General features: G+C 67.2%; 17 protein-coding genes. 8 read left to right on the top strand and 9 right to left on the bottom strand.

Going from position 1 to position 15,388, the window contains the following annotated elements:
- Positions 1 to 1,086: tetratricopeptide repeat protein (locus tag AB7U46_RS15010; protein ID WP_428337791.1), on the top strand; the 1,086-nt coding region annotated here is incomplete at its 5' end.
- A 699-nt stretch (positions 1,087 to 1,785) separates the two neighbouring features.
- Here AB7U46_RS15010 and AB7U46_RS15005 read toward each other — a convergent pair.
- The 4 genes from AB7U46_RS15005 to AB7U46_RS14990 form a co-directional block, all read right to left on the bottom strand.
- Complete coding sequence (locus tag AB7U46_RS15005; protein ID WP_428337790.1) at positions 1,786 to 2,004, bottom strand: hypothetical protein; 219 nt, start codon at positions 2,002 to 2,004, stop codon at positions 1,786 to 1,788.
- 57 nt (positions 2,005 to 2,061) lie between these two features.
- Positions 2,062 to 2,268 carry a cold-shock protein gene (locus AB7U46_RS15000; protein ID WP_428337789.1) on the bottom strand — a complete coding sequence of 69 codons (207 nt, stop codon included), beginning with the start codon at positions 2,266 to 2,268 and terminating at the stop codon, positions 2,062 to 2,064.
- Between the two features lie 215 nt (positions 2,269 to 2,483).
- The gene (locus AB7U46_RS14995) at positions 2,484 to 3,290 is read right to left on the bottom strand and encodes a transglutaminase-like domain-containing protein (RefSeq protein ID WP_428337792.1); all 807 of its coding nucleotides are present in this window, start codon (positions 3,288 to 3,290) and stop codon (positions 2,484 to 2,486) included.
- A gap of 66 nt (positions 3,291 to 3,356) precedes the next feature.
- Positions 3,357 to 3,539 (bottom strand): hypothetical protein, encoded by a 183-nt coding sequence (locus AB7U46_RS14990; RefSeq protein ID WP_428337788.1) that lies wholly within the window; start codon positions 3,537 to 3,539, stop codon positions 3,357 to 3,359.
- 833 nt (positions 3,540 to 4,372) lie between these two features.
- Between AB7U46_RS14990 and AB7U46_RS14985 the strand changes: the two genes are divergently transcribed.
- The 3 genes from AB7U46_RS14985 (at position 4,373) to AB7U46_RS14975 (ending at position 6,948) form a co-directional block, all read left to right on the top strand.
- Positions 4,373 to 4,642: a DUF982 domain-containing protein gene (locus tag AB7U46_RS14985; protein WP_428337787.1), complete on the top strand. Its 270-nt coding sequence runs from the start codon at positions 4,373 to 4,375 to the stop codon at positions 4,640 to 4,642.
- Positions 4,643 to 4,697: 55 nt separating this feature from the next.
- Positions 4,698 to 5,411 carry a lysophospholipid acyltransferase family protein gene (locus AB7U46_RS14980; protein WP_428337786.1) on the top strand — a complete coding sequence of 238 codons (714 nt, stop codon included), beginning with the start codon at positions 4,698 to 4,700 and terminating at the stop codon, positions 5,409 to 5,411.
- Between the two features lie 550 nt (positions 5,412 to 5,961).
- Positions 5,962 to 6,948, top strand: a complete 987-nt coding sequence (locus tag AB7U46_RS14975; protein WP_428337785.1) for a type I glyceraldehyde-3-phosphate dehydrogenase — start codon at positions 5,962 to 5,964, stop codon at positions 6,946 to 6,948.
- A 149-nt stretch (positions 6,949 to 7,097) separates the two neighbouring features.
- Here the strand turns inward: AB7U46_RS14975 and AB7U46_RS14970 are convergent, their stop codons facing one another.
- On the bottom strand, positions 7,098 to 7,817 hold the full coding sequence (locus AB7U46_RS14970; protein WP_428337784.1) for a Bax inhibitor-1/YccA family protein: 720 nt from the start codon (positions 7,815 to 7,817) through the stop codon (positions 7,098 to 7,100).
- Between the two features lie 144 nt (positions 7,818 to 7,961).
- A complete protein-coding gene (locus AB7U46_RS14965) occupies positions 7,962 to 8,186 on the bottom strand; it encodes a DUF1127 domain-containing protein (protein WP_428337783.1) in 225 nt (74 codons plus the stop codon).
- Positions 8,187 to 8,298: 112 nt separating this feature from the next.
- Here AB7U46_RS14965 and AB7U46_RS14960 point away from each other — a divergent pair, with 112 nt between their 5' ends.
- Positions 8,299 to 9,165, top strand: coding sequence for a LysR family transcriptional regulator (locus AB7U46_RS14960; protein ID WP_428337782.1), 867 nt, complete (start codon positions 8,299 to 8,301; stop codon positions 9,163 to 9,165).
- On the opposite strand, the gene AB7U46_RS14955 is transcribed toward AB7U46_RS14960, so the two are convergent.
- The gene (locus AB7U46_RS14955; RefSeq protein ID WP_428337781.1) at positions 9,138 to 10,121 is read right to left on the bottom strand and encodes an NADPH:quinone oxidoreductase family protein; all 984 of its coding nucleotides are present in this window, start codon (positions 10,119 to 10,121) and stop codon (positions 9,138 to 9,140) included. The two genes, AB7U46_RS14960 and AB7U46_RS14955, sit on opposite strands and share 28 nt — an antisense overlap.
- Positions 10,122 to 10,543: 422 nt before the next feature.
- Between AB7U46_RS14955 and AB7U46_RS14950 the strand changes: the two genes are divergently transcribed.
- From AB7U46_RS14950 to AB7U46_RS14940, 3 genes are all read left to right on the top strand, one after another.
- On the top strand, positions 10,544 to 10,906 hold the full coding sequence (locus tag AB7U46_RS14950) for a helix-turn-helix domain-containing protein (protein WP_428337780.1): 363 nt from the start codon (positions 10,544 to 10,546) through the stop codon (positions 10,904 to 10,906).
- A gap of 135 nt (positions 10,907 to 11,041) precedes the next feature.
- Complete coding sequence (locus AB7U46_RS14945) at positions 11,042 to 11,863, top strand: inositol monophosphatase family protein (RefSeq protein ID WP_428337779.1); 822 nt, start codon at positions 11,042 to 11,044, stop codon at positions 11,861 to 11,863.
- 90 nt (positions 11,864 to 11,953) lie between these two features.
- A complete protein-coding gene (locus AB7U46_RS14940) occupies positions 11,954 to 13,291 on the top strand; it encodes an 8-oxoguanine deaminase (protein WP_428337778.1) in 1,338 nt (445 codons plus the stop codon).
- Between the two features lie 54 nt (positions 13,292 to 13,345).
- Here the strand turns inward: AB7U46_RS14940 and AB7U46_RS14935 are convergent, their stop codons facing one another.
- Both AB7U46_RS14935 and mgtE read right to left on the bottom strand, forming a co-directional pair.
- A complete protein-coding gene (locus AB7U46_RS14935) occupies positions 13,346 to 13,897 on the bottom strand; it encodes a 5-formyltetrahydrofolate cyclo-ligase (RefSeq protein WP_428337777.1) in 552 nt (183 codons plus the stop codon).
- Complete coding sequence (gene mgtE, locus AB7U46_RS14930; protein WP_428337776.1) at positions 13,894 to 15,279, bottom strand: magnesium transporter; 1,386 nt, start codon at positions 15,277 to 15,279, stop codon at positions 13,894 to 13,896. The genes AB7U46_RS14935 and mgtE overlap by 4 nt, the downstream gene beginning before the upstream one ends.
- Positions 15,280 to 15,388 lie beyond the last annotated feature (109 nt).

Here is a 15,388-nt window from a genome sequence, read left to right as displayed (position 1 = left end):
CAGCCGCTGCAGGACGGGCTCGCGCGGGCCATGGTCAAGAAGGGGATCACACTGGGCCAGGCCGGCGATCTTGCGGCCGCGCTAGAGACCAGCGACGCGCTCATCGCCCGCATCGGCAACAGCGACGCCCTCCCGCTGCAGGAACAGCTCGCGCGGGCCATGGTCTTTAAGGGGATCACACTGAGCCAGGCCGGCGATCCTGCGGCCGCGCTCGAGACCTACGACGCGCTTATCACCCGCTTCGGCGACAGCGACGCCCTGCCGCTGCAGGAACAGCTCGCGCGGGCCATCGTCAATAAGGGCGTCACACTGAGCCAGGCCGGCGATCCTGCGGCCGCGCTCGAGACCTACGACGCGCTCATCGCCCGCTTCGGTGACAGCGACGCCCTGCCGCTGCAGGAACAGCTCGCGCGGGCCATGGTCAATAAGGGGATCACACTGGGCCAGGCCGGCGATCTTGCGGCAGAGATCGAGACCTACGACGCGCTCATCGCCCGCTTCGGTGACAGCGACGCCCTGCCGCTACAGGAACAGGTTGCGGGGGCAAAGATCAGTCTGGCCAATTACCTGATCGACACCGGCACTGAGATGGACCGCACCGAATCGCTCTTAAAGAGCGTGACGGAAAGTCGCAAAGCCTTGGCTTACGGGAATTTGTTCTGGCTGTATGTTACGTCTGGAGCCTTTTCCAAGGCGCGAGAGACGTTGCTCCATCTCGAAGACATGCCACCCGAGGGACGTGCGTTGATGGATGCAGCGCTTGCTGTTCAGGCAGAGAATTTCGGAGACGCTACGAAGCATCTGGGCGAGGCCCTGCAAGGAGGCCTGGAGCAGAGGAGCTGGAATTTTACCGATGACCTGGAACGTTTGCTCCGCCTGGCCATCGCGGCTGGATTTGGCGAGCGTTTGGTCGACTGGTTCGAAGAGACTCGTCTGGCTGATCGTTATGCCCCGATCCATGCCGCGCTAAAGGCTGCCGTACATGGCGAGGAACGCTTGCTCGACGTGAATCCCGAAACCCGTCACGCTGCAGGCCTCATCCTGCCACGCTTGCTCCCTGTTTCAATGCCTCGGAAAGGCAAGTGACACTACTTGGATTTCTGAACACAGCTTGCATTAACGCCAAGCGCAGCGAGTGACGGGATTTTGCCTCATTGTCGTGCACTCAGATTTGGTGAAGTGTGTAGCGGAATATCCGCTTCCGTCCCAATGCCAAGGTGTGTTCGCTAATGCCGCGAACTTCCGCTTCCCGCCCGAAGCCGAACTTCATGCGCAGCGTCGCAAGAGTAGCGGGGCCCATGCTGGGCGATGTCCGAGACATAGCGTGACCCCTCTCGCCCCGCCGGAGAGCAAACATTTGTCACGCATCATAGAATGCGCGCGTTGACTTGCCCACGCAGGCTCGAGGCGCCTTTGAAAAGCGAAACGGCAGGGATTTCTCCCTGCCGTTCCACCTCCCGGTAAGTGATCCGGCGAACGCCGATCGGCTCAACGTGGAGCCATATCGCGCTCAGCCGCCTTACCGGGAATGCCCTTCACCGCCGTGGTGGTGAAAGCCTACTCCTGGATCCCATGCGGCAGTGCAAGCCGACGGTCCGGAGATCTCTCGGTGACGAGGCTCTGGAAGAACTCATGCCAGCCGAGGCTGGGATGCTCTTCCCGATGAGGCGCCTTGTGCACCCCGTGGGTCTTGCCCGAAGGCTTCTTTTCGGCAGCCATGGTTGGGCCCTCCGTAACATCCCGAAGAGAAGCTCCGGGAATCTCTGTGTTCTGGATGCGCGCGGCTCAACTGCGCGGCTTGGTCTTGCCGGGCGGTGCAGCGGGGGGCGTGCCGCCCGCGTCCCGTGCCATGCGCGCAGCGCGCAGGCTTGCGGTCAGATCCGCGCGCGAGTCCGCTTCTGTCTCGCGGATCAGCTTCACCGCGGCGTCGGTGCGCTCTTGCGCCGTGGTCGGCGCCTGAGCGATCTCGCGGAAGAGACCGCGGGTCTTGTCCTTGCGGGGCATGAAGCCTCCCTGGTCGTGCGATCCGGCCCTTGGGGGCCGGATCCGAGATCGACCCGATCAGGCGAGCGCCAGATTGCTGGCGGACTCGCGACCGTCGCGGCCGGTCTCGACCTCATAGGTGACGGCTTGCCCATCGTTGATCTGCGAGAGGCCGGCGCGCTCGACCGCAGAAATGTGAAGGAAGATGTCCTTCCCGCCGCTCTGCGGTTGGATGAAGCCGAAACCCTTGGTGCTGTTGAACCATTTCACGGTGCCATTGGCCATCGTGAGATCTCCTTTAATGAATACCGCCCGCAAAATGCGGCAGCCCGGCTCAGTCAATTCTAAAAGGCAGACTGAAGCCGACAAAGGAGACAGGTGCAGTTGGGAACAACGTAGCTCGTTCCTCCTATACAATTGCTGTGCATTTTGCAAGATAAAAGCCCCGCCTCTCCGATTTTCTGTGCCGGTGCGCACTAGATCGGCCCGTCCTTGCCTGTTCAGAAGACCTGATCGGTCCAGACCTCGAACCCCGTCAGCACATTCGCACCGAAGGAATGGATCAGCGGCACATCGGCGGCATCGCGCCCGCGGGCGACCAGCACGCGGCCGATGCGGGGGGTGTTGTTGCGCGGGTCGAACACCCACCAGCGCCCGTCAAGCCAGACCTCCATCCAGGCCGCGAAATCGCCCGGCGGATAGGGCGGCGGCATGCCGATATCGCCCAGATAGCCGGTGCAGTAGCGCGCGGGAATGTTCATGCAGCGGCAGAAGGCGATCGCCAGATGCGCATAGTCGCGGCACACGCCCTGCGCCTCGGCATAGGCCTGCGCCGCGCTGCGGGTCGCCCGCGCGGCGAGATAGTCGAAGCGGATATGGCCATGCACGAAATCGCAGATCGCCTGCACCCGCGCGTGGCCGGGCGGGGTATGCTCGAACAGCCGCCAGGCGGTGTCGGAAAGCACATCCGTCTCGCAGTAGCGGCTGCCCAGAAGAAAGCCGAGCACCTCGTCGGGCAGGGTCTCGACCGTTGCCTGACCGCCGTCCGCCGGGCGCGCATCGGGCAGGCCGCTGTCGCCGATCACCCCTTCGGTGCCGATGCTGAAATCGCCCGCGGGCGCGACGAGCCGCGTGCACCAGTTGCCGAATCCGTCGCGATAGGCGCTCAGCGGCACCGGCGGCCAGGTGCGCAGATGGTCTGGGAACTCCAGATCGCCCACGCGCGAGAAATGCACGTTCAGGAGCGCGATCATCGGGGTCGGTTGCGGCAGGCTCAGACTGAACCGGCAGCCGAGCCTGATCCGGATGCTATTGGCCTCCATCGCGGGCCTCGCCGATCTTGAGCAGGAAAACACCCCCGAGCGCGGCGGGGCTCATTTCGACTTGCGATCGAAACGGGACCAGGCCTTGCGCCGCTCGGCGCCCTCGGGCGCAAAGGAGGTGTCGAAGATCGACTTGCGCTCGGGCTTGGGCGCGGTGTCGGGGATCTTCGAGGTGGCGGCCTTGCGCGGCGCGGCTTCCGCCGGAAGGCGGGTTTCGGACTCGGGGGTTTTCATCTTTCGGCATCCTTTGTGGCAACACGTTCGATCTGGGTCTGATGACGCGTCGCACGGGCGGAGGGCGCCGTCGCGATCAGGCCTTCGGCCTGCAGGTCCGGGAGATCGGATGGGCCGGGCCAACTGCCCGGTTCCCCGATCGGCGCCACGGCGCCCGCGGAGGTCGGCGACCGACCCCGGGATGAACACTGCAGTTCCTCATGATATGGGGAGAGCCTGCCCGATTGCGAGCCCAAGTTCCGAAGAACCGGCGCAAAACCGGCACGCAAGGGCGCAAAAGGCCCGGCCGCATGATCCGGGCGGTCGGATTTTCAAAATAATCTCCTTTCGCGGGAAGGGGTTGCCGGATCCGGGCCAGGGGACCGCTTTATTTTCTCGCAATTCGTGGGGCGAGCCCCTATCTAGGGTCTGCATCTCTTCTCCTCGGACCCTGTTCCTTCCGGCTCAGCGACGATCTTGAGCTTTGCCCAGCCCCTGCATCCTGCGGGCGGCATATCGGAAAGGAACGCACGATGACCGATACGGGTCGCGTGAAACAGGTCGACCAGACCGCACCACGGCTCCGAACCGCAGTGGCGGTCGGCGGAAGCGATGGGCTCGTCCATGCCGCGGCATGCAGGCAAGCCGAACTTGCCACCGGGCACAGGTCACTTTGCGACGCTCGACCGCGCACATGACCACACCGGCCGGTTTCAGCGCCTGCGCATTGCGCAATCTGAGCCGATGCCACACAAATCAACCTGGCGCGATCGGTCCCGCGACCGAGGCGCCTTCCGTGAGAAGACCGTCGGCTTTGCCGAGTGCCCTCACGTTTTCCAAGAAAGACCAATACCTTGATCGAAATCTACTGGGGCGAACCCATGTCTCTCGTGATCTCGCCGGAAGGCGACGTCAAAAAGTTCAGCACGATCGAACAGGCGCAATACTGGCTGTGCAAGAAGTGGCCCGTCGCGGACGCGGCGCGCCAGCACGCGCTTGGCCGTCTCGAGGCCGCGATGGACTGTCTGGGCTCGGTCAGCGAGGCGCGCCAGGCCTTCCTGAATGCAGCCCGCAGCGCGGGCTTCGTTCCGCAAGGCCGCCCGGAGCTGCCCCTCGCCGCCTGACGGCGGTCAGGCCGCCCCCGACTGCAGGCGGACACTACGGAGCAAAGGGCCAAGGATGCTGATCGTCCGATCGAGACTTTTCGACGTGTTTTTCGGGCTCTGGACAGTGCTGCAGAGCCCGTTCATCCCGGCCCTTGCGCTGCTGCAACGCCCCGGCCTCACCCGCGCCGCGATCCGCTTCTGGACAAGCGGCGTGCTGGGCCTGTCGCACCGCATCCTCGGGCTGCGCCTGCGCGAGGAGGGTATCGAGAACAAGCATCTTGATGCGCCCTGCATCTATGTCTGCAACCACCAGTCCACCTGGGAAACCCTCGCGTTCAACCAGCTGGTCCCCGACATCTGCATTGTCGCCAAACAGGAACTGCACAAGATCCCGGTCTTCGGCTGGTTCCTGCGCCATGCGCCAATGATCCTGATCGACCGCAACGGCGGCGGCCGGGCAATGGCGGCGATGATCTCCGAGGCGCGGCAAGAGGTGGCGCGCGGCCGCTCGATCCTGATCTTTCCCGAGGGCACCCGCATTGGCGTGCATGAAGAACGCAAGTTCCAGCCCGGGCTGATCGCGCTTTACCGCAAGCTCGATCTGCCGGTGGTTCCGGTCGTCCACAACGCCGGGTGCTTCTGGGGCAAAGGCGCAAAGCGAGGCGGCACGATCGTCGTTTCCTACTTTCCACCGATCCCGCCCGGCCTACCGCCCGCCGCCGCGATGGCTCAGGTCGAGCAGTTGCTGAACGCCGAAAAGGGCCGCCTCGTCCCGGCCGAGATCTAGGGGCCTGCACTACTCGCCATCCTGCCCCCTCGCCAAGAAAGACCGATTTTACGCATCTGAAAATGCGTCTCGACTTTCCTCTGGGCCGTCGCGCCTTCTCGGAAAGGGAGTGAGGGAAACACCATTCAGATCATTCCGCCCGCGACCGACGGCGCGCTTTGGCTGCGATCAGCGGCAAGGTTCCCGTGGCTGGTTGCGGGGCAATGGCTTCGCTGCCGTGTGGCCAGGCAGCCCGGATGAGATGCGACCGCCTCGTCGCGCTGCTCTCTCCGCCTCGAGGCGAGCTTCTGGACGTTTTCAGTATGTGATCCGGTCTGTCCCCAATGTCGGAAGCGGATCGACAATTTTACACGGCTCCCCGTAAGTCATTGAAATCATGAATTGGTGCATCCTCGCAGATTACAGTCCAACATGTTGATCTCGAAAGGTAACGGCCATTCTCCCGGGATCGCCAGTGCCTGCGCGCCTCCGCCCTTTGTATCGGGTGCAATCGCGTCCTTCCCCTCGCCGCGCCGCCGCCCTATCACACCTCTCTCGAAGGGAGCCTGCCATGCGCGTTTTCATCAATGGGTTCGGTCGGATCGGGCGCTCGGTGCTGCGCGCGCTTTTGCAGGAGCGCGCCCGCGGCGGGCCGCGCTGGCCCGGGCTCGAGATCGTGGGCATCAACGACATCGCGACGCCCGAGATCTGCGCCTATCTCTTCGGCTTCGATTCCGTCTTCGGCCCCTGGCCGGGGGAGGTCAGCGCGCGCTCTGACGCGCTGGTGATCGACGGACGCGCGATCCCCTTCAGCCGCGCCCCCGATCTTTCGACGCTCGATCTCTCCGGCACCGATCTCGTGCTCGAATGCACCGGCCGCGCCGACAGCCGCGATTTCGCCGAACATGGCCTCGCCGCCGGGGCGGCCCGCGTGCTGATCTCCGGCCCCTCGCAGGCCGCCGATCTCACCGTGGTGCTCGGCGCGAACGAGGCGGAACTCGGCGATCAACCGATCGTCTCGAACGCGAGCTGCACCACCAACGCGATGGCGCCCTTGATGCGGCTGATCGACGAACATTGGGGCATCGTCACCGGCTCGATGACGACGGTGCATTGCTACACCGGCTCGCAGCCCACGGTCGATGCCCCGGCGGGCGATTTCGCCCGCTCCCGCGCCGCCGCGCTCTCGATGGTGCCGACGACGACCTCGGCCGGCCGCCTCGTCGATCGCGTGCTGCCGCATCTCGCGGGGCGGGTGATCGCGCAGGCGGTGCGGGTGCCGACCGCCTCGGTCTCGGCGATCGACCTTTCGGTGATCACCGAACGCCCGGCGACGGTCGCGGCGGTGAACGCCGCCTTCCACGCCGCCGGAGGGGTGATCGGCGTCACCGATCTGCCGCTCGTCTCCTCCGACCTGCGCGCGCGGCCCGAAAGCGTGGTGATGGCCACGCGCGAGACGCGGGTGACGGAGGGCGGGCTTCTGCGCGTCTTCGGCTGGTATGACAACGAATGGGGCTTTTCGAACCGGATGCTCGACCTCGCCTGCCGCATGGGCTGAGGGCTGGGCGGGGGCGCCGGGGCAAGCCCCGGCGCCCCCGCCCCCCGGCGACCCGAAGGGGCGCAAACCCTGCCTCGGCGCCCCGAAGGGGCGCAATGAAAAAGCCCCGCCAGTGGCGGGGCTTTCCTGTTTCCGGGGTGGCGTCGGCCTTAGCGACGGTCGCCCATGAACTGCAGCAGGAACATGAACAGGTTCAGGAAGTCGAGGTAGAGCTGCAGCGCGCCGATGATCGCGGCCTTGCCGAGGAAATCCTGATCGCTGTTCGCCAGCTGCAGATAGGTGTTCTTGATGTTCTGCGTGTCATAGGCGGTCAGCCCCGCGAAGATCAGCACACCCACCACCGAGATCGCGAATTGCAGCGCGCTCGAGGCGAGGAAGATGTTGACGAGCGAAGCGACGATCAGCCCGATCAGCCCCATCATCAGGAAGGAGCCCATCGCCGACAGGTTCTTCTTCGTGGTGTAGCCGTAAAGCGAAAGCCCCGCGAAGGCGATCGCGGTGACAAGGAAGGTCTGCGCGATCGAAATGCCGGTGTAGGCGGCAAAGATGAAGCTGATCGACAGGCCCATCAGCGCCGAATAGGCGAGGAACACCATCTGCGCGGTCGAGGTCGACATCTTGTTGATCATCGCGCCGAAGGCAAAGACCACGGCGAGCGGCGCCAGCATCACGATCCATTTCAGCCCCGAGCCGAAGATCGCGGCGACAAGCTGCGGGTTCGAGCCGACGCCGAAGGCCACCGCGCCGGTGATCAGCATCGCCACCGACATCAGCCCGTAGACCTTGTTCATATGCGTGCGCAGACCCTCGTCGATCAGCGCGGCGCGCGAGCCCGTTGCCGTGCTGCGCATCGTGTTGAAATCAGCCATTCATCCCTCCATCAATCCGTCGCGGCGCATTCCCGGCGCCGCAGTCTCGTCCGATATTGGGAAGCCCTTGCCCCAGTTCAAGGATTTCTCTCGGGAAATCGCGCCGCGATCGCGAAAACTTTCCCCATCGCGGCGCGCGCGGCCTCAATAGGGGCCGTGGCGGTCGAACCAGCCGGCGGGCGCATCCCAGACCGGCCGCTCCGCCTCGCGCCGCGCCGCCTCGACGTCGATGCCGGCATCGCGCATCAGCCGCGGGTCGAGGAACCCCAGCGCACGGCGGCTTTGCTGCAGCTCGCGCGCGCGCAGATAGGTCGCGACCCAGCCGAGCGGGCGGGCGAGGGGGCGAATGAAGGCAAGGGCGCGGATCATGGTCATCTCCTTTCGTGCGACTTGTGGCTGTTTCTTCACGAAAGGTGATACATCTTGACAGATACATAAGCATAACGAAAGATTGTGTCGGTTACCATCAAGGATCGTGATGATGCCTCGCAACCTCGACCTCGCCGCCCTGCGCGCGCTCCTCGTCGTGACCGAGACCGGCTCGGTCACCCGCGCGGCGGGGCTGCTCAACCTCACGCAATCCGCGGTCTCGATGCAGATCCGCCGGCTGGAGGAGGGGCTCGACCGCGCCCTCTTCACCCGCCGCGCGCGCCGGCTCGACCCCACCGCCGAGGGGCTCTGCCTCGCCACCTATGCGCGCCGGATGCTCACCCTCAACGACGAGGCCCTCGCCGCGATCGGCGTCACCGAGGAGCTCGAGGAGATCCGCCTCGGCGTGCCCCCCGACATCGTCGCGCCGCAGATCCCGGCGATCCTGCGGCTGATGGCGGTGCAGGCGCCGCGGCTGCGCATCGCGCTCACCACGATGGCCAGCCGCGAGCTGCGCGCGCGCCATGAGGCCGGCGATCTCGACCTGATCCTGACCACCGAAACCGCGCCCGGCCCCGGCGGCGAGGTGCTCGACGAGCGCCGCCTGACCTGGGTCGGCGCCCCCGGCCTGCGCGCCGAGCACGAACGCCCGCTGCGCATCGCCTTTGCCGAGGTCTGCGCCTTCCGCCCGATCGCGATCGCCGCGCTCGACGCCGCGGGCATCGCCTGGCGCAACGCGATGGAGGGCGACAGCGAGTCGGTGGTCGACGCCACCGTCGCCGCCGGGCTGGGCGTCTCGGTGCGGCTCGAGGGGTTTCAGAGCCACGGCTGCCTGCAGCTCGGCCCCGAGTCGGGCCTGCCCGAGCTCGGCCGCTCCTGCATCTGTCTCTATGACGGCGGCCGCGCGAAAGGCGCGATCGCCGATGCTCTGCGCAGCGAGATCGTGCGCGCCTATCGCCCCGCCGCAGCCGCGGCCTGAGGCGTCACCACGATCTTGCCGGTCGAGCGCCGCGCGCGCAGCATCTCGAGCGCCTCGGCCGTCTCGGCAAGCGGAAACTGCGCCGAGACATGCGGGCGCAGCCCGCCCTCGGCATACCAGGCGAAAAGCTGCGCCATCGAGCCCTTCAAAAGCTCGGGGTCGAGCTTCAGATAGCCGCCCCAGTAAAGCCCGTGGATTTCCAGGTTCTTCACCAGCGCATGGTTCAGTTTCAGCACCGGCTGTTCGCCGCCCGCGAAACCGATCACCAGGAACCGCCCGCCCGGTTTCAGCGCGCCATAGGCCGCCTCGCCCATCGCCCCGCCCACCGCGTCATAGACGACATCGACGCCGCCCTCGGCCTTCAGCGCGGCCTTGAGGTCCGGCGCCTCGGCGTCGATCAGCACCGTCGCGCCGGCCGCCTCCGCCACCGCGAGCTTCTCCGCCCCGCGCGCCACCGCGATCACCCGCGCCCCCATCCGCGCGCCGATCTCGACCGCGGTGAGGCCCACGCCCCCCGCCGCGCCAAGCACGACGAGCGTCTCGCCCGGGGCCAGCCGCGCCCGCGGCCCGAGCGCCACATGACTCGTGCCATAGGCGATCTGGAAGGCCGCCGCCTCGGCGAAGCTCATCGCTTCGGGCATCGGCGTGCAGCTCGCCTCGCGGAAATTCCCCGCCTCGGCCAGCCCGCCCTGACCCGAAAACACCGCAACCCGGGTGCCGGGCGGGGTGGTCGTGCCGGGCCCCGCCGCGGTCACCGTGCCCGCCGCCTCCATCCCCATCACGAAGGGAGCCGCCGGCGTGTCCTGATACTGCCCCTTCATCATCAGGAGATCGGCGAAATTGAGCCCGCAGGCGGCGATCTCCACCGTAAGCTCGCCCGGCCCGGGGGCGGGGGGCGGGGGCAGATCGGCCAGCCGGGGGCCGGTGTCGCGGGAGTCGAGAAGATAGGCGCGCATTCCGTGATCCTGTCGCTGTCGCCGGGGCGCGTCGCACCGGCCGGGGAGGCCAGTTTAGCCGCCCGCGCGGCCCGGAGCCAGCGCCGGCGGCACCGGGCGGGCGGCGAACCGGGCCCCAACCATGAGGTGAGTCGCTCTCCTGTTGACCGGCGAATCAATCCGCGCGCAGCTCTTGCAGCTTCGAAATCGTTTCCGTTGCGTCAGTTGCAAAATGCAATGCAACTTGCAAAACACGTGGAGCGTGAATTGCTGCGTTCGCATATATCCCGCACGCTTCGGTGCGAAAGCCGGGGCCGGCGCAGCCGATCGGGGCGCAGGGGCCGGAGATGACCTGTATTTTTAGACAGGTTGCGTGAATTGCCGCCAATTCGGAGAGTCGCCTCATGGTAGTTTGTACCATCCGTGGTTCCGAGGACGATTGAATGAAGCATCCCGTAGATGTCCATGTGGGCAAGCGTATCCGCCACCGTCGCTGGATGGTCGGTGTGACGCAGCAGCAACTTGCCGACAAGGTCGGTATCAAGTTCCAGCAGATCCAGAAGTATGAGACCGGGATGAACCGCGTCTCCGCTTCGCGGCTGTGGGACATCGCCGACGCGCTCGACGTGCCGGTGGCCTTCTTCTTCGAGGGCTTCGCCGGGGAGGAACAGCCGCAGCGCGAGACCGCCGGGGACATCTTCTCCGACAAGGAGGCGCTCGCCCTCGTGCGCTCCTACTACGCGATTCCCGAGGCGCAGCGCCGGCGCCTGTTCGAGCTCGCCAAGGTGCTCTCGACCGCGGCCTGACGGCATCCGGGGGCGGATCCGCCCCGATATCGGCCGCTCCGGCACGGATCGGCTTGACCTCGACCGGGGGGAGCGGCTACCGCTCCCCCCGTTCGTTTGCCCCGGCGCGACCGGGGCTCCGCCCAGGAGGCCGCGATGATCCCGATGCTATCCCCCGAAGCCGCGGCCGAGATCGCCGCCACCGCCGAGGCCCTGGCCGAGGCCGCCCGCGTCGAGACGCTGCGCCATTTCCGCCCGATGGGCGGGCTCGCGGCGGAGAACAAGCTCGCCTCCGGTTTCGATCCGGTCACCGTCGCCGACCGTGCCGCCGAGGCGGCGATGCGCGCGATCCTCGCCGAGCGCCGCCCCGAGGACGGCATCTGGGGCGAGGAATATGGCGCGAAACGCGGCACGTCGGGCCTGACCTGGGTGCTCGACCCGATCGACGGAACCCGCGGCTATCTCTCCGGCACGCCGACCTGGGGCGTGCTGATCGCGCTTTCGGAGGAGGGCGACGAAAAACCCGGCCGCCCGATCTACGGCGTGATCGACCAGCCCTATGTCGGCGAGCGCTTCACCGGCGGCCTCGGCACCGCGGCGATGACCGGCCCGCTCGGCCCCCATCCGCTCGCCACCCGCGCCGCGCGCCCGCTTTCCGAGGCGATCCTCTACTCGACCTTCCCCGAGGTCGGCACGCCGGAGGAAGGCGCCGCCTTCGCGCGCCTTTCGAAACAGGTGAAACTGACCCGCTTCGGCACCGATTGCTACGCCTATGCGCTGATCGCGGCGGGGCAGATCGACCTCGTGGTCGAGGCCGGCTTGCAACCCTACGATGTGGGCGCGCCGATCGCGGTGATCGAGGCGGCCGGCGGCATCGTCACCGACTGGCAGGGCGGCCCGGCCTATCGCGGCGGGCGTGTGCTCGCCGCCGCCAATCCGCAGATCCACGCCGCCGCGCTCGATGTGCTGAACGCCTAGGCGTTGCAGCGCGCAACGCCCCGGGCGCGGGGCCTTTCGCTTGCGCGGGCCGTCCCCGCTGCCGATAGTCGGGAAAACGGAAGGGGCAACATGCGCGAAACACTGATCCGGGGCGCCGCGGTCGTCGTCACGATGGACGGCACCCGGCGCGAGATCGCGGGCGGCGACGTGCTCATCCGCGAGGGCGCGATCGCGGCGGTGGGGCAGGGGCTTTCGAGCTCGGGCGAGGTGGTCGAGGCCCGCGGCTGCGTCGTCACCCCCGGCCTGATCAACACCCATCACCACCTCTACCAGACCCTCACCCGCGCGGTGCCGGGCGGGCAGGACGCGCTGCTTTTCGGCTGGCTCAAGACGCTCTACCCGATCTGGGCGAAGATGGGCCCGGAAGAAATCCGCGTCTCGGCGCAGATCGGCCTCGCCGAGCTCGCGCTCACCGGCTGCACCCTCTCCTCCGACCATCTCTACATGTATCCGAACGGCGCAAGGCTCGAGGACACGATCGACGCCGCCCGGCTCGTCGGGCTGCGCCTGCACGCGACGCGCGGCGCGATGTCGATCGGCGAAAGCGCGGGCGGCCTGCCTCCCGACAGCCTCGTCGAGCGCGAGGGGGATATCCTCGACGACTGCATCCGGGTGATCGACGCCTTCCACGATCCGCGCCCCGGCGCGATGATCCGCGTCGGCGTCGCGCCCTGTTCGCCCTTCTCGGTCTCCCGCGAGCTGATGCGCGACGCGGCGCTGCTCGCCCGCGACAAGGGGGTGATGCTGCACACCCATCTGGCCGAGAATGACGAGGATATCGCCTATTCGCTCGCGCAGTTCGGCTGCCGCCCCGGGCAATATGCCGAGGATCTGGGCTGGACCGGCGACGATGTCTGGCACGCCCATTGCGTGAAGCTCGATGGTTCGGAAATTGACCTTTTTGCCCGCACGCGCACCGGTGTCGCCCATTGTCCCTGTTCGAATTGTCGCCTCGGCTCCGGCATCGCGCCGGTCCGTACGATGCGCGACGCGGGGGTGAAGGTGGCGCTTGGGGTCGATGGCTCGGCCAGCAACGACGCCGGATCGCTGATTGCCGAGGCGCGGATGGCGATGCTGCTTCAGCGCGTGCAGAACGGGGCCGATGCGATGTCGGCGCGCGAGATGCTCGAGATCGCGACGCTGGGCGGCGCCGCCGTGCTCGGCCGCCCCGATCTGGGCAGTCTGGAACCCGGCAAGCGCGCCGATCTCGCGATCTGGGATGTCTCGGGGCTCGAGGCCGCCGGCGCCTGGGATCCGGTCGCGGCGCTGCTGCTGAGCGGTCCGCCGAAGGTGAAGCACCTCTTCGTCGAAGGGCGCCCGGTGGTGCGCGACGGCCAGATCGTGACCTTCGATCTGCCCCGCGCGATCGAGGTGCAGAACCGTCTCGCGCGGCGGCTGGCCGGGTAGGGGGCTCCGCCCCCGGCTGCGCCTCCCCCGGAGTATTTTCGCCAAGAAAAAGGATCAGGGGCGCGGCGTGATCACGCCCTTTTCCGTCACGATCAGGTCGAGCGGCTGGTCGGTCGGTTCGGTCGGCACCTCGGGCAATTCCTGCGCCGCGAAGGCAAAGCCGATCGCCGTGACCGGGCCGCGCGCGCGCAGCCGCTCAAGCGTGCGGTCGTAGAAACCGCCGCCATAGCCGAGCCGGAAGCCGCGCCGGTCGAAGGCGACGAGCGGCACGATCAGCACCCGCGGCACCACCTCCGCACCCTCCTCCGGCACCATCGCGCCGAAGGGCCCCTCGACCAGCCGCGCCTCGGGCGTCCAGCGCCGGAAGATCAGCGGTTGCGCCGGGCCGAGGATCACCGGCACGCCGACGGGGCCGGGATGCGCCGCCATCGCCGGGCGCGGGTCGATCTCGCTGCGGATCGGCAGATAACCCGAGAGCGCCGCGCCGCCGAACCGCCCAAGCGCCCCGGAAAGATGCTCGCAGGCCATCCCCTGACCCGCCGCAAAAGCCGCCTTGCGCGCCGCGAGCGCTTCTTTCCGGATAGCAGTTTTCGAACAATCGCTCACAGGAGCACCACCGTAGCCAGGCCGAGAAAGGCGAAAAATCCGATCATGTCGGTCAGCGTCGTCACGAATGTCCCCGAGGCGAGCGCCGGGTCCACGCCGAGCCTCTCGAGCGCCACCGGCACCACGATCCCGCCCAGCGCCGCGACCATCAGGTTGATGATGATCGCCGCCGCGATCACCAGGCCCAGCTCCGCCATCGAGAACCAGAGCGCCGCGACCGTGCCGAGCACCAGCGCGAAGATCAGCCCGTTGATCGCGCCGACCAGCGCCTCGCGCCGGATCACGCGCCAGACGTTGCTGTCGGTCAGGTTCTTCGTCGCGAGCGCCCTCACCGCCACCGTCAGCGTCTGCGTCCCCGCATTGCCGCCCATCGAGGCGACGATCGGCATCAGCACCGCAAGCGCGACGAGATGGCTGATCGAGCCCTGAAACAGGTTGATGACCCCCGCCGCCATCAGCGCCGTCGCAAGGTTCACCGCCAGCCACGGCAGTCGCTGCCGCGCCGTCTCGATCACCGTATCCGAGATCGAACTCTCGTCGCCCACACCGGCGAGGCGCAGGATGTCTTCTTCGTGCTCGTCGTCGAGAACCGCCATCGCGTCGTCGATCGTGATCACGCCGACAAGCCGGTCGTCGTCGTCGACCACCGGCGCCGAAATCAGGTGATACTGGTTGAAGGCATAGGCGACGTCGCTCTCCTCCTGCCGCGCCGAGATCGTGCGGAAACTGTCCTCGCAGATCTCGCGCAGCGCCACCGCCCGCTTCGTCGCCAGAAGCTTGCCAAGCGTGACATAGCCGACCGGATGATGCCCCGGATCGACCAGCACGACGTGATAGAACTGATCGGGCAATTCGTCGTCGCGGCGCAAAAAGTCGATCGTCTCGCCCACCGTCCAGTGCTCGGGCGCGGTCACCACTTCGCGCTGCATCAGACGGCCCGCCGAATATTCCGGCCAGGTCAGCGACTGCTCGACCGCGGCGCGATCGCTCTCGTCCAGCGCGCCGAGGATCTCTTGCTGCTGCGGCGCCTCGAGATCCTCGATCAGGTCGACGACGTCGTCCGAATCAAGCTCGCGCACCGCCTCGGCAAGCACATCCGCCGGCAGCGCCCCGATCACCTCCTCACGGATCGATTCGTCGAGTTCGGAAAGCACCTCGCCGTCGATCTCGCGGCCCCAGAGCCGCAGGATCTCGCGCCGCTCCGCACCCGAGACCTGTTCCAGAAGGTCGGCGATATCGGCAGGGTGCAGCGGTTCGAGCCGCTCGGCGAGGCGCGCGGCATCGCCGGCTTCGGCGGCCTCGAGGATCGCGTCCACGGTCTCGTGGTCGAGACCGTAATCCTCTTCCTCCCGCTCGATCTCCTCTGCCCGCTCTTCCGCCATGCCGTCCCCTTCGCAAACTGGCGCCACCTTAGCCCGGGGCGGCGCGAAGGGCGAGGGGCGGGCGTGAAATTCTGCCGACAAATGCGGCAGATGCCCAAGGCGGCGGCGC

It is taken from the genome of Paenirhodobacter sp. (genome assembly GCF_050177655.1).
In the GTDB taxonomy this organism is placed as follows: domain Bacteria; phylum Pseudomonadota; class Alphaproteobacteria; order Rhodobacterales; family Rhodobacteraceae; genus Rhodobacter.
This window is presented reverse-complemented; position numbering and strand designations above follow the sequence as displayed.

Excerpts from the sequence above, each read along its gene's own strand:
- AB7U46_RS14975 (WP_428337785.1), top strand. The coding sequence starts at position 5,962 with ATGCGCGTTTTCATCAATGGGTTCGGTCGGATCGGGCGCTCGGTGCTG.
- AB7U46_RS14970 (WP_428337784.1), bottom strand. The coding sequence starts at position 7,817 with ATGGCTGATTTCAACACGATGCGCAGCACGGCAACGGGCTCGCGCGCC.
- AB7U46_RS14955 (WP_428337781.1), bottom strand. The coding sequence starts at position 10,121 with ATGCGCGCCTATCTTCTCGACTCCCGCGACACCGGCCCCCGGCTGGCC.
- AB7U46_RS14950 (WP_428337780.1), top strand. The coding sequence starts at position 10,544 with ATGAAGCATCCCGTAGATGTCCATGTGGGCAAGCGTATCCGCCACCGT.
- AB7U46_RS14965 (WP_428337783.1), bottom strand. The coding sequence starts at position 8,186 with ATGATCCGCGCCCTTGCCTTCATTCGCCCCCTCGCCCGCCCGCTCGGC.
- AB7U46_RS14960 (WP_428337782.1), top strand. The coding sequence starts at position 8,299 with ATGCCTCGCAACCTCGACCTCGCCGCCCTGCGCGCGCTCCTCGTCGTG.
- AB7U46_RS15000 (WP_428337789.1), bottom strand. The coding sequence starts at position 2,268 with ATGGCCAATGGCACCGTGAAATGGTTCAACAGCACCAAGGGTTTCGGC.
- AB7U46_RS14940 (WP_428337778.1), top strand. The coding sequence starts at position 11,954 with ATGCGCGAAACACTGATCCGGGGCGCCGCGGTCGTCGTCACGATGGAC.
- AB7U46_RS14980 (WP_428337786.1), top strand. The coding sequence starts at position 4,698 with ATGCTGATCGTCCGATCGAGACTTTTCGACGTGTTTTTCGGGCTCTGG.
- AB7U46_RS14945 (WP_428337779.1), top strand. The coding sequence starts at position 11,042 with ATGATCCCGATGCTATCCCCCGAAGCCGCGGCCGAGATCGCCGCCACC.
- AB7U46_RS15005 (WP_428337790.1), bottom strand. The coding sequence starts at position 2,004 with ATGCCCCGCAAGGACAAGACCCGCGGTCTCTTCCGCGAGATCGCTCAG.
- AB7U46_RS14990 (WP_428337788.1), bottom strand. The coding sequence starts at position 3,539 with ATGAAAACCCCCGAGTCCGAAACCCGCCTTCCGGCGGAAGCCGCGCCG.
- mgtE (WP_428337776.1), bottom strand. The coding sequence starts at position 15,279 with ATGGCGGAAGAGCGGGCAGAGGAGATCGAGCGGGAGGAAGAGGATTAC.